At 46.7% G+C, this 15,451-nt stretch carries 20 protein-coding genes; 13 read left to right on the plus strand and 7 right to left on the minus strand.

Going from position 1 to position 15,451, the window contains the following annotated elements; translation table 11 throughout:
* Positions 1–39: 39 nt before the first annotated feature.
* The 4 genes from ABJ225_RS00600 to ABJ225_RS00615 all read left to right on the plus strand — a co-directional run bounded on the left by ABJ225_RS00600 (position 40) and on the right by ABJ225_RS00615 (position 5,470).
* A complete protein-coding gene (locus ABJ225_RS00600) occupies positions 40–1,245 on the plus strand; it encodes a metallophosphoesterase family protein (RefSeq protein WP_347317930.1) in 1,206 nt (401 codons plus the stop codon).
* Between the two features lie 4 nt (positions 1,246–1,249).
* Positions 1,250–4,195: an ATP-binding protein gene (locus ABJ225_RS00605; RefSeq protein WP_218245700.1), complete on the plus strand. Its 2,946-nt coding sequence runs from the start codon at positions 1,250–1,252 to the stop codon at positions 4,193–4,195.
* Positions 4,196–4,237: 42 nt separating this feature from the next.
* On the plus strand, positions 4,238–5,179 hold the full coding sequence (gene yhaM, locus ABJ225_RS00610; protein ID WP_056538029.1) for a 3'-5' exoribonuclease YhaM: 942 nt from the start codon (positions 4,238–4,240) through the stop codon (positions 5,177–5,179).
* Positions 5,180–5,293: 114 nt separating this feature from the next.
* Positions 5,294–5,470 (plus strand): sporulation YhaL family protein, encoded by a 177-nt coding sequence (locus ABJ225_RS00615; RefSeq protein WP_079515763.1) that lies wholly within the window; start codon positions 5,294–5,296, stop codon positions 5,468–5,470.
* A gap of 62 nt (positions 5,471–5,532) precedes the next feature.
* Here the strand turns inward: ABJ225_RS00615 and ABJ225_RS00620 are convergent, their stop codons facing one another.
* The gene (locus ABJ225_RS00620) at positions 5,533–6,477 is read right to left on the minus strand and encodes a peptidylprolyl isomerase (RefSeq protein WP_079515764.1); all 945 of its coding nucleotides are present in this window, start codon (positions 6,475–6,477) and stop codon (positions 5,533–5,535) included.
* Between the two features lie 185 nt (positions 6,478–6,662).
* Here ABJ225_RS00620 and ABJ225_RS00625 point away from each other — a divergent pair, with 185 nt between their 5' ends.
* The 3 genes from ABJ225_RS00625 to ABJ225_RS00635 all read left to right on the plus strand — a co-directional run bounded on the left by ABJ225_RS00625 (position 6,663) and on the right by ABJ225_RS00635 (position 7,127).
* Positions 6,663–6,749, plus strand: coding sequence for a YjcZ family sporulation protein (locus tag ABJ225_RS00625; protein ID WP_048004408.1), 87 nt, complete (start codon positions 6,663–6,665; stop codon positions 6,747–6,749).
* An 81-nt stretch (positions 6,750–6,830) separates the two neighbouring features.
* Entirely contained in the window at positions 6,831–6,914 is an 84-nt protein-coding gene (locus ABJ225_RS00630; protein WP_032089274.1) for a YjcZ family sporulation protein, read from the plus strand.
* A 120-nt stretch (positions 6,915–7,034) separates the two neighbouring features.
* A complete protein-coding gene (locus ABJ225_RS00635; protein ID WP_079515766.1) occupies positions 7,035–7,127 on the plus strand; it encodes a YjcZ family sporulation protein in 93 nt (30 codons plus the stop codon).
* Between the two features lie 337 nt (positions 7,128–7,464).
* Here the strand turns inward: ABJ225_RS00635 and ABJ225_RS00640 are convergent, their stop codons facing one another.
* The gene (locus ABJ225_RS00640; protein ID WP_053427615.1) at positions 7,465–7,653 is read right to left on the minus strand and encodes a hypothetical protein; all 189 of its coding nucleotides are present in this window, start codon (positions 7,651–7,653) and stop codon (positions 7,465–7,467) included.
* Positions 7,654–7,835: 182 nt separating this feature from the next.
* Positions 7,836–8,372: a DUF3267 domain-containing protein gene (locus ABJ225_RS00645; RefSeq protein ID WP_053427614.1), complete on the minus strand. Its 537-nt coding sequence runs from the start codon at positions 8,370–8,372 to the stop codon at positions 7,836–7,838.
* A gap of 194 nt (positions 8,373–8,566) precedes the next feature.
* Here ABJ225_RS00645 and ABJ225_RS00650 point away from each other — a divergent pair, with 194 nt between their 5' ends.
* Complete coding sequence (locus ABJ225_RS00650) at positions 8,567–8,935, plus strand: DUF1878 family protein (protein ID WP_235563606.1); 369 nt, start codon at positions 8,567–8,569, stop codon at positions 8,933–8,935.
* Here the strand turns inward: ABJ225_RS00650 and ABJ225_RS00655 are convergent.
* Together ABJ225_RS00655 and ABJ225_RS00660 are read right to left on the minus strand one after the other, a co-directional pair.
* On the minus strand, positions 8,919–9,512 hold the full coding sequence (locus ABJ225_RS00655; RefSeq protein WP_048004405.1) for an HTH-type transcriptional regulator Hpr: 594 nt from the start codon (positions 9,510–9,512) through the stop codon (positions 8,919–8,921). The genes ABJ225_RS00650 and ABJ225_RS00655 overlap by 17 nt on opposite strands.
* 227 nt (positions 9,513–9,739) lie before the next feature.
* Entirely contained in the window at positions 9,740–10,114 is a 375-nt protein-coding gene (locus ABJ225_RS00660) for a YtxH domain-containing protein (protein ID WP_347317934.1), read from the minus strand.
* Between the two features lie 141 nt (positions 10,115–10,255).
* On the opposite strand from ABJ225_RS00660, the gene yhzF reads away from it, so the two are divergent.
* Positions 10,256–10,450: a membrane protein YhzF gene (gene yhzF / locus ABJ225_RS00665; RefSeq protein WP_218245701.1), complete on the plus strand. Its 195-nt coding sequence runs from the start codon at positions 10,256–10,258 to the stop codon at positions 10,448–10,450.
* 27 nt (positions 10,451–10,477) lie between these two features.
* Here yhzF and ABJ225_RS00670 read toward each other — a convergent pair whose 3' ends face one another.
* Both ABJ225_RS00670 and ABJ225_RS00675 read right to left on the minus strand, forming a co-directional pair.
* Complete coding sequence (locus tag ABJ225_RS00670) at positions 10,478–11,014, minus strand: tryptophan transporter (RefSeq protein WP_056538020.1); 537 nt, start codon at positions 11,012–11,014, stop codon at positions 10,478–10,480.
* A gap of 122 nt (positions 11,015–11,136) precedes the next feature.
* A complete protein-coding gene (locus ABJ225_RS00675; RefSeq protein ID WP_218245702.1) occupies positions 11,137–11,556 on the minus strand; it encodes an HIT family protein in 420 nt (139 codons plus the stop codon).
* A gap of 589 nt (positions 11,557–12,145) precedes the next feature.
* Here ABJ225_RS00675 and ABJ225_RS00680 point away from each other — a divergent pair.
* The 4 genes from ABJ225_RS00680 (at position 12,146) to ABJ225_RS00695 (ending at position 15,399) form a co-directional block, all read left to right on the plus strand.
* On the plus strand, positions 12,146–12,889 hold the full coding sequence (locus tag ABJ225_RS00680; RefSeq protein WP_079515770.1) for an ABC transporter ATP-binding protein: 744 nt from the start codon (positions 12,146–12,148) through the stop codon (positions 12,887–12,889).
* On the plus strand, positions 12,882–14,111 hold the full coding sequence (locus ABJ225_RS00685; protein WP_347317937.1) for an ABC transporter permease: 1,230 nt from the start codon (positions 12,882–12,884) through the stop codon (positions 14,109–14,111). Before ABJ225_RS00680 ends, ABJ225_RS00685 begins: the two co-directional genes overlap by 8 nt.
* Before the next feature lie 81 nt (positions 14,112–14,192).
* Positions 14,193–14,876 (plus strand): EcsC family protein, encoded by a 684-nt coding sequence (locus ABJ225_RS00690; RefSeq protein ID WP_481900601.1) that lies wholly within the window; start codon positions 14,193–14,195, stop codon positions 14,874–14,876.
* A 7-nt stretch (positions 14,877–14,883) separates the two neighbouring features.
* Positions 14,884–15,399 carry a GNAT family N-acetyltransferase gene (locus ABJ225_RS00695; protein ID WP_347317941.1) on the plus strand — a complete coding sequence of 172 codons (516 nt, stop codon included), beginning with the start codon at positions 14,884–14,886 and terminating at the stop codon, positions 15,397–15,399.
* The last annotated feature ends 52 nt before the right edge of the window (positions 15,400–15,451 follow it).

The raw sequence follows: 15,451 nt of genomic DNA on the forward strand, positions 1-15,451 counted from the left end.
TAGTATTAGAACATATATTCGTAATTTTGGAGGGGAACCATGAAGAAAATCCGGTTTCTGCACGCTGCCGATCTGCATTTGGACAGTCCGTTCAAAGGGTTGAAGAACTTGCCCGCAGCGAGGTTCAAACACATACAGGGAAGCACCTTTGCTTCTTTTGAAAGACTGATTGACGAGGCACTTAAAAGGGAGGTCGACTTTGTGCTCATCAGCGGGGATCTCTTTGATGAAGAGGATCGAAGTATCCGGGCGCAGGCGAGGCTCGTGCAACAGTTCGAACGTCTAAAGGAGAAGGAGAAGGAGATCCCCGTTTTCATCATCCATGGAAACCATGATCACCTTGGGGGATTCAGGGTCCAACTGGACATGCCTCCCCATGTACATATCTTCTCTGAACGACCTGAGTGGAAACAGGTAAGGACGAAGGATGGGGCAGATGTCTCAATCGCGGGATTCAGCTATGGAAGCCGTCATATTCACGAGAGGGTGATTACAGAATATCCAAAAGCCGAAGGCGGCGGCTACAGGATTGCTCTTCTTCATGGAAGTGAAGGGAGCATCGAGGCTGACCATGAACCTTATGCCCCCTTCACCATCAAGGAACTGCTAGATAAGGGATATGATTACTGGGCACTGGGTCATATCCACAAGCGTCAGATCCTCCATCAAGATCCTTACATTGTGTATCCGGGGAATATTCAAGGAAGGCACCGGAAAGAAACCGGCCCTAAAGGCTGTTACGAAGTCGAGCTGGAAGGGGACCGTACCGAACTGACCTTCATACCCGTACAGGAAGTAGAATGGATACAAAAATCTGTATCACTCGATGGGGTCACCCGTTTTGGTGAGCTGTACAATCGGATCAGGGAAGCAGTGGATTCGTGCGGGGAAGATATGATCGAACTCCGTCTGGAAGGAAAGGGCAGCTTGGGGGAAGAGGAATGGAGGAGGATCCAGAACGGTGAGTTACTGGATACGATTCAATCGGCAATGGAGGATGAACAAGGGATCAAATGGGTGCATCGTGTGTCCTTTGCAGAAGAGAAATGGGTTCTTGATGAGCGCGACCCATTCAGCCAAATCATGTTTGAGATGCTTGATGAGCTGGAGCAGGGCGACTGGGCATCGTCCCTGTCAGAGCTGATGGATCATCCGTTGATCTATAGGCATGGTCTTCAGGTGGATCAGGAGGTCTTTCACGATGTCAGAAAGCTCCTCGGCACCCCGGGCAAGGAAGGAAGGTGATTGCATGAAGATTAAGGGAATCCATATCTATGCCTATGGAAAACTGATTAATCAGCACTATACCATGGAAGAATTACAGGTGATCTTTGGACAAAACGAGGCAGGGAAATCGACGATCATGTCTTTCATCCACAGCGTCCTCTTCGGCTTTCCTACCAAGCAACATTCACTCCCACGCTACGAACCGAAAACATCATCAGACTATGGAGGAGTTCTCAGGGTGTGCACTCCTTCCGGAGAGGAGATCCGGATTGAAAGGAAGAGGGGGGGACCAGCCACGGGGACTGTGACTCTTCAATATGAAGATGGGAGGGTAGAAGGGGAGGAAGGGCTTCACCGGCTACTCGGTACCATCGACCGGAAAACCTACGGGAACATTTTTTCCTTTGACCTTGAGGGTCTTCAGGGAATCCACCGATTGAAAAAGGAAGACCTTAACCGCTTCTTATTCTCAGCAGGATCCACCGGAACGGATGCCCTCATGCAGATGGAGCAGGCCTGGCAAAAAGAACAGGAACAGCTCTTCAAACGCTCCGGGCGCAAACCTGTGATCAATCTCCTACTCTCTGAGCTCGTGTCACTTGAAAAGAAACTGAAAGAAGCGAAAGGTCGCAATGACCGCTATGCTCCCCTTCATGTAGAAAAAGAGCAAATCGGTAAAAGACTGGAATTTCTTGAACATGAGCTGAAGATCCTGCAGGAAAGAAAACATACCCTTTTGCAGATCCGGGAAAACTGGGATGCTCTCAGTGAAAGAGTGTATACATTGGATAGGATCGGACAAATTGGTGACTTCCCGTTTCCTGAAAAGGGTCTGCACCGCCTCGATGAGTGCAGGCGGGAGGTCCGGAAGGTGGAAGCCCAGCTTGAAACCCTGCAGCTCAAAAAGGATACCTTTTTGGAAAGGGTGGAACAGGACGCAGAGATTGAAGAGGAAGAACGGAGCTTCCTGGAAGAAAAGTTGGCATCTCAGGGGAACTTTCAAAAATGGATCCATGATCTTGAGGATCATTGGAGGGAAGTCGAAGCGATTGAAAGTGGCATCCGAGGAATCAGAAGGGAGCTCCAACTGAGTTTGGAAGGAAAGGAGGCTGCTTCCGTCAACATCAGCTTCTCGATGAATGAGAGAATCAACGACGCAATCGAAGAAAAGACGGAAATCCTTCATGAACGGGAGCATAATCGGAAGAAAAGGGCGGAAGCACAAGCAACCAGAGATCGAACCGAGCGGGAATGTGACGCTGCGGAGAATCGATTGATGGGGGAGGAGGCCTTTCAGGATCTCCAGCGGAAAATCAAAAAAGGGATGTCCGAGGCCCAGAGAAACTGGTTCAGGGAACGATTGGAAGAAGAGGAGAGGATGCTTGCGAGCGACTGTAAGACATTGGGCGGACAGAAGAAGATCACGTTATCCCTTCTTTTGATCGGATTGATCCTGACGCTATGGGGGATCTGGACGGGAACATGGATCATGGGCCTTGCCCTGCTGCCGGGCGCCATGAGCATATTATCCTTTAGGCAGTCCCGATCGCGCTTGATTGAACGTGAGAATAGGATCCAATCCATGGAACGACCCGAAGGAGAGGTATCGTCCGACTCCCAGCGCCTCTATGATGAACAGCTTGAGTACCGCAGTCAATGGAAGCAGCTCATTCTGAAGCTTGAAGAGACGGAAGGTACGCTCGCAGGTATCGTGGAAGAGGAGAGCCGGCTTGTGAACAGGCTGCAGGATGTAGATGACAGGATTGCCGCTATCGTTTCAGAGCTTGGACTACCTGTTGATTTCCAATGGAAATGGCTGAGGGAAGCCTATATAAGGCTGAAGGAACTCGTGACCCTTCATGACAGGTTGCTCATCCTCCAGGACGAAATCCGCGGAGCTGAGACCAAGATCCAAGCCTATACAGGGGAGTGTCGGGAGTGGTTCAATCGCCACGGAATCGAAGCTGTACCACTGGAGGAGATCCACAGTAAGATGAAGGAGCTTCTGAAGGAGATGGACAAAGAAGATCTGAAGAGGAATCACGCCAAGGAAGAGCTCAACCAGATCCGGATGGATATGCAAAGCCTTGAAATCGAACGAACCAAGCTGGAAGACGAGGTGGAGGGTCTTTTCTCCTTTGCAGGAACCACTTCGGAGGAAGCCTATAGGAAGACAGGTCAGCTTGCCGAAGAGAAACGGGAGCTGTTGCATGCCTATAGATTTATGGAAAAACGATTCCAGCCTGATATCCTGTCTGCTTTTACTGAATTTCAATCTAAAGATCTTGTCGAAAAGGAAATCATTCTTGCTTCCACTGAGATCGACGAATGCTCCCGCAGTATCTCCACCCTGCAGGAGGAGGCAGCGACACTTGCATATGAACTTCAAGTTCTAGAGGAAGGAACCGAACATTCTATCCTATTGCAACAGTTCGAAGGGAAGAAAGCCGAAATCCACGAGAAGATCCAGCGATGGTCGACTGTCACCCTGGCGAGGAAGGCTTTGGAAAATACGATGGAGCACTATCAGCAGACAAAGATGCCGAGGCTGATCGGGGAGGCAGAGCAATACTTCCTTAAGCTCACGAATGGCCGATATCGTAAGATCAGCGTAACCGATGACGAAATGATCACGGTTGCCAGGGAAGACGGTCAGGTGTTTCAGGCTGTGGAACTCAGTCAGGGAACGAAGGAGCAACTGTATATCGCCATCCGTTTTGCCCTGATCTCTTCCCTGAAAGAAATCTATGATCTTCCCGTCATCATCGATGATGCGGCGGTGAACTTTGATGAAGGCAGAACCCGGGCATTCATTGAAGCGCTGGATAAGCTGTCGGAGAATCATCAAATCCTGTATTTCACCTGTCATCAGGCTGTGGTGGACACCTTCCAGGCACCAGGAGTGATAAATTTGGATGATCAGACAATTGAGACGGGTCTCGACGAGTCAAGTCGGGTGCCTCTGTGATATACTTGAAACAGTAAACTGAAAGAGAACGGGGGAACAACCATGTCCGGAATTACGACCTATGCAGTCGGTGAGACCATCGATTTGCATTTATTGATCAAACAGATGACAAAAGGCACAACCAATACAGGCAAGCCATTCCTGACCATCATCCTGCAGGATAAGAGCGGGGATATCGAAGCGAAGCTGTGGGATGCCTCAGATCAGGATGAAAAAGCTTACCAGCCGGAGACAATTGTCAAGGTAGTCGGAGATATCCACAACTATCGGGGGAAGAACCAACTGAAAATCAAACAGATTCGTCCCGTGTCGCCGGGGGATGGTTTTTCCATTGCTGATTTCCTGGAGACTGCTCCGGTAAGCATAGATGAAATGAGCAGTAAGATCACCCAATATATCTTTGAAATGCGCAATCCGAATATTCAGCGGATCACCCGTCATCTGATCAAAAAATATCAGAAGGACTTCCTTGAATATCCTGCAGCAACGAAGAATCACCATGAATTCGTATCTGGCCTAGCCTATCATGTCGTTTCCATGCTTGATCTTTCAAAAGCCATCGCAGGATTATACCCGACGCTTGATTCCGACCTGTTGTATGCAGGTGTGATCCTCCATGATCTTGGCAAGGTGATTGAACTGTCCGGCCCGACTTCGACCACCTACACAATCGAGGGGAACCTGATCGGGCACATCTCCATCATGGTGAATGAAATCGGGAAAGCGGCCGATGAGCTTGGCATAGAAGGAGAAGAGGTCATGATCCTTCAGCATTTGGTCCTTAGCCACCATGGCAAGGCAGAATGGGGCAGCCCGAAACCCCCATTGATCCGCGAAGCAGAGATCCTTCACTATATCGATAACGTGGATGCGAAGATGAACATGCTCGACAGGGTCCTATCGAGGACGAAACCTGGGGAGTATACGGAGAGGGTCTTTGCCCTTGACAACCGCTCCTTCTATAAACCGACATTCCATGAATGAACATGAAGTCCGGTCCTTCGACCGGGCTTTTTGCTGTCTGAAAAAAGATTGTCATAAGCAGGCAATCCTCTTCATATGGTGAAGTAAGGACAAACCTATAAGGAGTTGAAGCAGATGACATTACCGATTTGGATGTATTTCATTGTGGCAGGGATCTTTGTCAGTGCGTTCATGACCATCAAGTCGGCAAGGCAGGAAAAGGCCCAGGAGGATGAATGGATTGCGAAAGAGGGCGAGGTCTATATGACCCGCATGGAAGAAGAGAAAGAGCGGCGGCGCGTGTCCTCTTGATCGAATAGTCATTAAAGAAAAAAGACAGTCGGAGAATAATCTCCGGACTGTCTTTTTTGGGTTCATTCTTTTGTATCGGATTCGGTCGTTGCATTGCCTTCAGGGGCAGCAGCATCCGGTGCTGGCGTACCGTTCAGGACTTGTTCGAATGCATCTTTGAGATCTTTATCCTTGATCTTAAGATCTGCTTTTTCGATTTCGTCCTTCATGGATTCCTGGATTTTAGACTGGTCCACTTTTGAAAGTTTAAGCTCTTGCTCAAGATCTTTTTTCATATCTTTGAACGGTTTCTTTTCTTTCGTATCGGTCACTTCAATGATGTGGTAGCCATAATCTGTCTTCACAGGATCGCTGACCTCACCTTTTTTCAGGGAGTCAAGGGCTTTTGAGAACTCAGGTACAAAGCTTTGGCGTCCGGCATTATCAACCCATCCAAGGCTGCCACCGTTAGCTGCAGAAGCGGTATCGGTTGAATACTCGCTTGCAAGATCTTCGAATTTACCACCATCGGCCAATTTCTTTTTGACTTCCTTCGCAGTCTTTTCGTCTTCCACAAGGATGTGCCTTACTTCAATCGGAGCTTTCCAATTTTCGTAATAATCCTTGAGTTCCTTGTCAGTGACCTTTATATCTGATGTAGCCGCCTTCTCTTGAAGAAGCTGAAGCTTCAAATACTCTTTAAAGGATTTTTCATCAAGGTTGTACTGTTGAAGGAACATATCGAATTGATCACCGAGCTGTTCTTTCGCTTCGTCCATCTTTTTGTTGATTTCATCTTTAGAAACATCATACTTCTCATCCAGAACTTTTGTATAAACGAGTTCCTGCAGGGCTTGTTCCATTTGTGGAGTGAACTTTTGTTTCGCTGAATCATACAGTTCATCCTTGGTGATATCCCCGGCTTTCGTTGTCGCAACTACATCTTTATCGTCTGCCCCATTACCGCTGCATCCTGCTAGTCCCACGGCACCGGCAACAAGTGATACGGAAAGGATCCACTTCTTCATGGTGATCAACTCCTAAGCTATTTTCAGTTATGCTTGGCTAAAATCTACAACCCATACTATATCACACTTTTTGGATGAAAAAAAATAATTTCCAAACTATTCTTGATAAAAATAGGCAGATAACATACCCAATTCCCAGATTCGTTCATATGATATCAGCGAAGAGAGAAAAGGAGGTAATGATCATGAGCTGTGGATACAATTCAGGATTTGCATTGCTTGTTGTATTGTTCATCTTATTAATCATCGTTGGTGCCGCGTTTATTTGCTAATAAGAAATATGACAATAGCCTAAAACCATTAGACGTGTACTTGAATATAATGCATTAGCGCTTCAAAGGAGGTGGAACGTAATGGGTAACGCATACGGCGGAGGTTTCGCGTTAATTGTTGTACTGTTCATCTTGTTGATCATTGTAGGTGCAGCTTGGCTATAAGATAGCCAAAAATACTAGGAATTGACGGATCAGGGTCAAAGAGGGGGCATTACTTGCAGCAACGTCCCCTTTTTGCCTATCTCATCCGATGCTTCTCATACATGAAAGGAGGAAGCGCATATGTCAGGTGCTTGCGGGTATGGCGGAGGTTTCGCTCTAATCGTTGTTCTATTCATCTTGCTTATCATCATCGGTGCAGCATACGTTTGCTAATAAAGTGAATTGAACCGAAAGGGCTTGTTAGGCTGCTGTGAATATTCACGGCAGTTTTTCAAAAGAAGGGAAGCACGCAAAGGGAAGGATTGATTCCTCTTGCAGGCTTCTATTTTTAGCTAAAATAAAGCAAGCCCCCCGAAGAGTCGTTGAAGACGATCCGGGGGGCTTGTTTTTTGAATTGGTAAGGATGTTGGTTACGCTTTTCTTTAACCAGCTCAGGCGGGTTCACCCTCGAGGTCATAAGTCAAGCCACCCAAAAAGGCCAAGAACGCCTTTCTGGGTGACTCGTCTTATGCTTGTCGGGTCAGAGCGACCCGCCTCCGCTTTTCTTTGTCTATGTAAATAAGATTTCCACATAAGATGAAATCAGCAGTATGGTGATGAGGATGTTGATGGTTGCGTATACTTTCGGCTGACGTTCTTCGGGTATTTCCTTTTGTGCACAGAGTGCGAAGGTCATTCTGTTGATGTTGAACAGAATGAACAGTGCGAATACGATAAACATGATAAATACGGTGATCATCCAGGTCCCTCCCCGTTCTCTCCTATAAGCTATACAATACCAAATTAATGGGGTGATTGGTAGGGCGAGTATTGACGAAAAATTGGAAACTAAGCTCTTTTCGTATTCGTGTTCGTGTATAAAGCCTCTGCTTTTGATGAAGAGCAGGAATACGAAAATAGCCTAGTGAGGGGGGCGACCCCTCATTGTTCAATCAATATCTCATATCCATCCTCATTTTCCTCGATCATCGCCCTCCTCGGAGAAAAGAGCAGTGTCCTTACACAAAGAAAATCGATTAAGCAGATGCCCGTATGGAAGGCAGTCAACATGATGAAGTAATGGGAGTAATGAGGAAAATGGAAGCAACCGAACATCAGGAATGAATTGAGTACAAAGAATGGGGCGGTTAATGCCATCCCGTATCTCCATTTGGTGATGGGCACATTCAATCTGAGCGTTACGGTCGGTAAGATCCCTATCTGTCTTCTCAGCGTGCATGTCATATTCCGTGCACAGTGCAAGACCGGCAGTGCGTGGCAGATCTTATGCAGGGGATAGATGCTCAACAAGCCTGCAAAAAAGAGCAGGATATGATGATCATAAAATACACGATGGTTCAATACATTAATCGGTACGTATATAAATGAGAATACCATCATCATCACGATGGATGAAAGTAAAAAGACTCGATGATATCCGAAATGTCTTTCTTTATCAACAGACTTCCAGCAGTGCATTACGTGTTTCCTCCAAAAGGCGTTCGGTATGGTGAAAAGCGCCTTACATACTGTATTATGATTAGTGCTGAAAATCAATACTTTTTTAGGGGAGGAAAAAAATAAAACCGTGATGCCTTCAGGGGAGTCTGCACGGGCTTGTTTAGTGGAGAAGTGACGATTAAAAGAGACAAGTGTACGGAATGTCTTGTACAATGGAAAAGAGAAACTATGCATATGGAATGGTGATTGGAATGGATGATTTGTTAAGAAGAGTGGAAAAGCTGGAATATTATCAAAGGCTCATGTTGGAGATGATGCCGGGGCATACCACTTTATTTTACAGGGAGGTCATGAAGGCAGGGCTTGATGAGGAGGATGTAAGAGCATTCTTCCAGTTATGTGAGGGATTGAACAATAAATGCCAAAAACAAAAAGCGGAAGGGTTTGTCTATTTTACTCCGCTTTTTAAAGAATTTGAACGTAGGATCGATCGCAGGCTTACTGTCGAGCGGGTCATCGAGGGGTGCCTCAACCAAGGATTATATCCTTCTCTCATGACCCAGCTCAGGAAATGTCTTTAGAACTCTCTAAGTCATCTTCTTCCTGGAAAAGTTCAGTCAGTTTTCCATTGTCATCGGAGAAGTCATTTTTAATGTTGTCGAACGACTTTTCGAAAATCTCCATGAAATCATTCCCATAGATGTTGCGCACCACGCTCATCATTTCGATCATTTCCGGGAATTTTCCGTAAAGCTCCCTGAGGGGAGAGACCCCTTGGAAAATAGCGTGATGGTCAGGATCGTAATTCTTCATAGAATCGAGAAGAATGCGTTCTCCTTTCTCCGTCAGCCTGATATACGTGTTGCGTTTATCGTTTTCCCTTTTTGAAAACTCCAGCAGTTCCCGCTCCTCTAATTTCTTGGAAAAATTAAATGCCGTGGATACATGCATGACACCGAATTTGGCTACATCTGATATGGAAGCACCTTTTAGATGATAAGCGATCCAGAGAATATGGTGTTCATTGATGTTGAGATCATACGGCTTGATCCATTGCTGCCAGTCCTTTTCGATGGCTTTCCACAGCGCTTTGCTGAGCTGTGCCATCCGCTGGCTGAAGAGCATTGCCTCTTTTAATGTGAATTCTCTTTCCTTCATCTCTTTCACCCACTTTACTAAAAAATCTTTTCCCCTTTTCTTTTTCCTTTGAAGCACCAGGTTGTTAAAAAGAAAGCGCTTATATTTTATTATGCCAATAAAGTAATGAATAATAAAGTCTAAATTCACAAAATTTTTAGAAGTTCATGCAGGGAATTGAAAAACCCGCATCGCAAAGGCCTTCATGTTTTGGAACATACAAGGTGGATACGGGCTTTCCCTATGGTTTACTTCGATTGGGACGAACCTGAAAGATCGATGGATTTTTCTAGATCTTCAATCGTTTGTCTTACGGTCTCGATTTCTTTTTGCAGGCGCTCGTTGTTCGGAGCGGTCGATATTTGCCACTCTTTAATGGAAGCCTGAAGATCTTTTGAAAGCTGAAGAACGGTTTCCTTGCTTTCCTGAGAAAGCGTTCCGATGGATTCCTTCAGTTCATTTGCCCGCTCTTTTAAGTCTTCGAGCGTCAGCTTCCAATCATTCTGCTTATCTTTCAGTTTTCCCCTCAATTCCTTCCCTGAAGAAGGAGCTGAGAGAAGGGAGCCTGCACCTGCGACGATGCCGCCCACGATCAAACCGTACATCAATGATTTCACTTTCATGCCCTTCACCTCTGATTGCTTGGTAGTATTATTATTCTACAAAAGATGTAGATATCCTTTTCCCTATTGTAACAGTTTGAAACGGGATTGTTCATAAGTATTCGAATGGACGCATACGAATAAGGGAGAGGAGGGGGAAGAATGGACGGGATCATTTTCGGTTTCTTTGCTCTCAGTGTGATTTTGGTGATCAGTATGGTGTACAATATTATGAGTTTTCAAAGGCCGGGGATCTATCCCCCTAAGAGCATCCTGAAGAAAAGGGCGGGGTTGATGGGGACGGCGGGAGCAGCTTCCCTAGTGATCGGCAGCTTCCTGTGGTGGATTGCTTCATAAAAAAAAGGCCCAAAGGGGGGCCTTTTTTCATTGAAGCTGATCTGACGTGACCGCTTCGCTTATGGAAGAACGCTTTAAGATACCATTGATTATCGGATATACGACGAACATTGCACCGGCGTTGACGACTGTAGCAGGCAGTACGACCGCTGCGAACAGGGCGATGAATGCTCCAGGAAGACCGCCGATGACTGAAGCTGAACCAAGGAAGATGGCTCCGGAAACGAGCGTTCCAATGGCTGTCAGTACAATTGCTCCCAAAATGGATCGGGAGTACTTTCTTGTAAGCAAGAATAATCCGTAAAAAACAAATGCTGTCACGGGCTTGTCGATCAGGTTCGGGAGGAATCCTCCAGGGAACTGGGTGGTTAATCCGGAAATGACACCGGTCAACAGTCCCACAAGCAGTACATTTTTCTTGGCAGGGAACAGCATGATCCCTAAAAACATCATCGTAAGCATCATGTCAGGCTTCATACCAAGGAAGATCCCAGGGATTACGGCATGCAGTGCGGTTCCGATCCCGATCAATAGTGACAGGGATACAAGCGTTTTAGTATTCATCTTCATCTCTCCTCAACTCGTCTATGCTTTCTCTGCTCCTCCTGATGTGCACTATTGCCATCAGCGAAAAGTTAGGACTATTATAACACATCGGCCCCTCATGTCAACGGACCTGTTCCATCTCAAATATGGCCAGAGATGGATGCGGCGATTTCCTGCAGGTCCTCGGGGGTGTAGTCGTCCGTATGGGTCTTCCAGACGGCGCCGAATCCGTCGCCTACACCGTAGCGCGGGATGAGATGCAGATGGAAATGAAACACGGATTGGCCGGCTGCTTCCCCTGTGTTGCTGAGGAGATTCAGCCCGATGGGTTGGAACGCTTCCTTGATGGCAGACGCGACTTTCGGAGCCGCTTGAAACACGTGCCCGGCCGCTTCAGGGGAAAGCTCATAAACGTTTTTCATATGCTGCTTCGGGATGATCAGTGTATGCCCTTTCGTCACTTGGCTGATATCCAGGAAGGCAAGCACGTTTTCATCTTCATATACTTTTGTGGATGGGATCTTCCCATCAATGATTTTACAAAAAATACAGTCGCTCATTGTATATCCACCCTTCAATATGTAGTAGTTGTATTTTATCACGGGTGCAGATATAAATGAAGAAGAGACGGGAACGAATGTCCCGCCTCTCCATGTAGGGGCTGTGCTTCCTGATGCTTTTCGTAAAGTCGGCGATTCCATTCAGCAGGTGAACGGAACGATCCTATCGCAATCGATTTTTAAAAAATCTTGAGCGTCTTGGACAACCACCTCATTTGACGGTTTGCATACATACGAATGACTCGTGCAATGTGACCATCTCCATCTCCTTACATCACGTAAAGCGAATAAGTGTTTGGATATACGTCAACTTGTTCTTTAACAAACACCTCATTTGTCTGAATGAATGGTGAATGAATGTCATTCACTAAAGAAGAGCATAAATGCTGCAACAATTAGTGAAATTCGGATCCTGGTCTTTAACAACCACCCCGTTTTTCTTATTGCCTTACCCCTACAACTATAGGATGACCCGTCTGTAGGTATTTATTTGTACTAGATAATGGAAAAGTTGTAGATCAAACATGCCTTCATAACGGAATTTTGATAAAATGAAGCAAAGACTGTGCAGAGAAAGGACGTTTTCGCTTTGGCATTATTGGAAATTAACCATTTGATTGGTGGATATACACGTAAGCCTGTATTAAAAGATATTTCCTTCTCAATCGAGTCCAATGAAATTGTAGGACTGATCGGATTGAACGGGGCAGGTAAAAGTACGACGATCAAGCATATCATCGGACTGATGGAAGCAAAGCAGGGGGATGTATCCATCAACGGAAAGACCTTAAAGAAAGATCCCGAGCAGTACCGTAAACAATTCTCCTACATTCCCGAAACACCGATCCTTTATGATGAGCTCACCCTTGAAGAGCATTTAAGGCTGACAGCCATGGCATACGGATTGACGGAAGAAGAGTATTCCGATCGTCTCCCCGGATTGCTGAAGGCCTACAGGATGGAAAAGAAACTGAAGTGGTTCCCTGCCCATTTCTCAAAGGGAATGAAGCAAAAAGTAATGATCATGTGTGCGTTCCTGATCCAGCCAAGCCTGTACATCATCGATGAACCATTTGTCGGGCTTGATCCCCTCGGCATCCAGTCACTTCTTGATTCCATGGAGGAGATGAAAGCAACAGGAGCCGGCATTCTCATGTCCACACACATCCTGGCGACGGCCGAACGCTATTGTGACTCGTTCGTCATCCTGCATGAGGGGAAAATCCGTGCAAAAGGGACCCTTGACGATTTGCGGAGGGAATTCACGATGGCTGGGGCCACCCTTGACGATATTTACATTCAACTGACAAAGGAAGAATCGGATGATGAATAATGTAAATGGGATTTGGAAGCAGCGGGTGACGGAATATACCCTTGAGCTTCAAAAATATCTGAAGTACATGTTCAATGATCACCTTTTATTTGTCTTGATCTTCGCATTCGGCGGAGGAGCCTATACATACAATCAGTGGGTCAAGACATTGGAACCGTCTTTTCCTGCTCCTCTGATCATGGCTGTCATTTTGGGACTTGTTCTGGCATGGAGCCCCGTATATACCTTCCTCCGCGAAGCCGATGCGGTGTTCCTGCTCCCTCTTGAGAAGAAATTGAAGGGCTATTTCACGAAGAGCCTCTGGGTGAGCTTCGCTTTTCAATCCTACATCCAGCTTATTGTGCTCGCTGCCATGATGCCTATGTATGTTGCAGTGACGGGGAAGGGATTCGGCACCTTTTTCCCGCTTCTGATCATCGTCCTGGCCGTGAAATGGTGGAACCTTCTCATGCGGTGGCAGATCCTCCGTTTTCAGGAGAGGAGTGTCCATTTCACTGATTCGTTTTTCCGCTTTCTATTGAGCGGCAGCATCATGTATCTGATTCTCTCTAGTGCTCACCTCTGGGTAATTGCAACGATTGCAGTCATCCAGCTCCTATACGTGGGGTATTTCATGCAGGTTGCCAAAGGGAAAAATCTGAAATGGGACCTGCTGATCACCCTTGAGCAGCAGCGTATGCTCATGTTCTACCGTATGGCCAATATGTTCACCGATGTCCCGAAATTAAAAGGAAAGGTTCATCGGAGGAAGTGGCTCGATGCCTTATTGCCGAATGAGATGGACCAAGGAAAGTCATACCGCTATCTTTATATCAGATCATTGGTAAGGACCAGTGAATATTCTGGCCTCTATATCCGATTGACCCTCATCGGTGCCGTTTTGATCTACAGCAATACGTCCTTGATCTTCAGCGTGATCGCCGGTCTCCTTTTCATGTATTTGACCGGTTTCCAGCTCATCCCGTTATTCAAAAGGTTTGACTATAAGATATGGGTGCTTCTTTATCCGGTTCCCCGGAAGCTGAAGGAGTCATCGTTTCAAACCGTGATCATGCAGGCACTCATCATCCAGGCGTTCGTCTTAACCATCCCATTAATCGTAAGGGGAGAGTGGCTGGGGGGAGTGATCGTGCTTGCTGCAGGTTGTGTCTTTTCCCTCCTGTTCAGCCGCCACTATCTGGTGGGAAGGTTGAAGAAAATGCAGGATCCCCTTCATTCGTGAAACCATCTTCATGACCCGAACGTATACTAACCATCATGTGGAGGAGGGATGAGAGTGGAAATAGAAAAGCAAGAGCTAGATATGTGGAAGCGCCGCATCACACGTAAATCCTCCAGGCTGCAGAGAGTATCCAAGAGGGCCCAGACGAAAATGAACACGTGGATTCCCGAGAAGGCCCATAACCTGATAACGGACAGCATCCGCCGCATGGTGGAGATCACGCTGAACAGCGGAGGCTGGTTACCGATGAATCCCGTGACTGCAAAGGGAAACCTTCAGGAAAGGGAAGAAAGCATGAAGGAGCGACTGGAGTTTTACAGGAAGACGGCTACCATAGAAGGTGCAGGCACCGGTGCAGGAGGGCTCTTCCTCGGCATGGCGGATTTTCCTCTGCTTCTGTCAATAAAGATGAAGTTCCTTACAGAATGCTCGATCATTCACGGCTATGATGTGAATGTCTATGAAGAGAGGTTGTTTCTCCTATATGTATTTCAACTGGCGTATTCAAGTGATGAGCATAAGCGGAAGACCTTGAGCGTGATCGAAGACTGGAATGAGGAGAAAGAACGGGTCAAAGACATGGACTGGCGAACATTCCAACAGGAATACAGGGATCATATCGATTTGATCAAAATGCTCCAACTTGTGCCCGGGATCGGTGCGGTTGTAGGGGCGTACGCAAATTACCAGCTTCTCGATCAGCTGGGTGAGACGGCGAAATTCGCTTACCGAATCCGTCATTTCCACGAGCATGAAAAGGGGTGAAGTGCGGATGACAGTCAGTTTACGCCCTTTTCATCTGGAAGATGCATTAACCATTACCAGGCTAGCAGATGATAAGATGCTGGCAGATACGATCGGTTTGCCCCATCCTTATGAAGTCTCACATGCAGAGGAGTGGATTCGCTCACATCCCTCATTGCGGGAAGCTGATGAGGAGTATAACTTTGCAATCGAATACCAATCAGACATCGTCGGTACAATCGTGATCAGACGTAATCAGGAGCATGATGCAGGAGAACTGGGCTACTGGATTGGCAGTCGGTTCTGGGGGCGGGGCTATGCCACTTCAGCCGTGGAAAAGATCCTGTCATTCGGGTTCCAAGATCTTAGCCTGAACCGTATGTGGGCGATGGTACGTGACTCCAATATAGGTTCGAGGACTGTCCTTGAGAAAACGGGGTTCGTGGAAGAGGCGGTGTTGCGCCAGGCACGCAGGCGTGGCTCCGATTTCGAAGACTGCCTCCTTTATGCAATAACAAGAAGGGATTACCAATCGCTTGAATGACTGGTAATCCCTTCTTTTGTCTTTCGCTGAGCGAAATACATATAGTATGATG

This window comes from Rossellomorea sp. RS05 (assembly GCF_039822645.1).
GTDB lineage: Bacteria > Bacillota > Bacilli > Bacillales > Bacillaceae_B > Rossellomorea > Rossellomorea marisflavi_B.